The organism is bacterium (assembly GCA_040755795.1).
GTDB lineage: Bacteria > UBA9089 > CG2-30-40-21 > CG2-30-40-21 > SBAY01 > JBFLXS01.
In genome coordinates this window covers 1-1,344 of the sequence record JBFLXS010000693.1, presented here as the reverse complement: position 1 = coordinate 1,344, position 1,344 = coordinate 1, and the positions used below count along the sequence as shown (strand labels likewise).

Sequence of the window (1,344 nt, the reverse complement as noted above, 5' to 3'; positions counted from 1 at the left end):
TGATTGTGGAAAACAACAAATTTCCATAAATTTCTATTAGTTTCTATTAATTTCAATTTTTTTAATAATATCTCCCTATCTCCTTAATCTCCACATCTCCTTTTGTTACACCACCTGAATGCTTACTTTTTCTTTGCGTTCTTTGCGTCCTTTGCGTGAAACTTCCCCTGAAAATATCCACAAGATTTTACCGCAGAGGACACAGATTTCTCCCTTTCCCCGTTTCCCCCCTTTCCCCTCTGCCCTCTGTAGTTATCCGTGCTAATCCGTGTGTTAATCAGTGGCTGAATAGTCCCCCCTTTTATTTCTAATTGCACAGGTGGAAATTTAGCGTGAAGCTAATTTCTTTATCCATTGCCGAACATATTTTCGGATAAATCGAACCTCATTTTCTAAAAATAGCCGTTTAGATAAATTAGTCTCTTCTTCCTGGGTTAAGAGGTGTGGAGATAACCTCTTTTTTAACTTGGCAATCGCCTTTAAATCATCCTGATAAAACTGGTTATAAAACCACCTTTGAATAAAATTAAACCTGCTTCCTTGAGTAAAAGCCGTGGCAAAATCCACCAGATATGGTTGCCAATCAGCCCGAATAAGGATGTTGCTCCTTTTCTTTAAATCACAATGAACTACACCACGACAATGTATTTCATCTATTAAGTCCCTGAGTCTCACATAAACTTCTTCATTCAAATCTCCCCCCTTAAAATGATAGCAATCTTCCCCTTCAATATATTCTAAAATGAAGGCATCTTTATCTAATAACTGATAGACCTTCGGAATACCTTTTATCCCCTGTAATTTCTTATATATCTCAAATTCCCGACGAATAAGCCATCGCCCAAAGAGTAATTTAAACAAAAATCTCTTTGAATGATAATCTTTTACCGCAACTAATTGGTCATTTATCCTGGTTAACCAAATATTTGCCTCTGCTTTTTTACCCGTATGGACATTGCCGACAGGATGTAAATTTCCCCTTTTTACCAATTTCCAATCCATATTTTAAATTCTACCTTGAGTCAGGTAGTCCTTTACCGCAGAGACGCAAGAGTTCGCAGAGAAGACATAGAAATACTTATAACCTGCTTGCCGAATGTTCAGCAGGCAAGCCAGATTTGTTAATCTATCTGTCCATAGATTTTCCCCTTTTGAGAGGAGGGGTTAGGGGTGTGTTTTTCTCTGCATCTCTGTTGGTGAGGTAAACGGTTACAAGATTGTAAGCGTTCAGGTGGTGTAACAAAAGGAGATGTGGAGATTAAGGAGATAGGGAGATATTATTAAAAAAATTGAAATTAATAGAAACTAATAGAAATTTATGGAAATTTGTTGTTTTCCACAATC

Annotated in this window: 1 protein-coding gene; it reads right to left on the bottom strand. The window is 37.0% G+C overall.

Going from position 1 to position 1,344, the window contains the following annotated elements:
- Positions 1-327: 327 nt before the first annotated feature.
- Positions 328-1,002, bottom strand: coding sequence for an RIO1 family regulatory kinase/ATPase (locus AB1414_21000; GenBank protein MEW6609890.1), 675 nt, complete (start codon positions 1,000-1,002; stop codon positions 328-330).
- Between the last annotated feature and the right edge of the window lie 342 nt (positions 1,003-1,344).

Bases quoted from the DNA above. Each gene is read 5' to 3' on its own strand.
- AB1414_21000 (MEW6609890.1), bottom strand. From the start codon at position 1,002: ATGGATTGGAAATTGGTAAAAAGGGGAAATTTACATCCTGTCGGCAAT.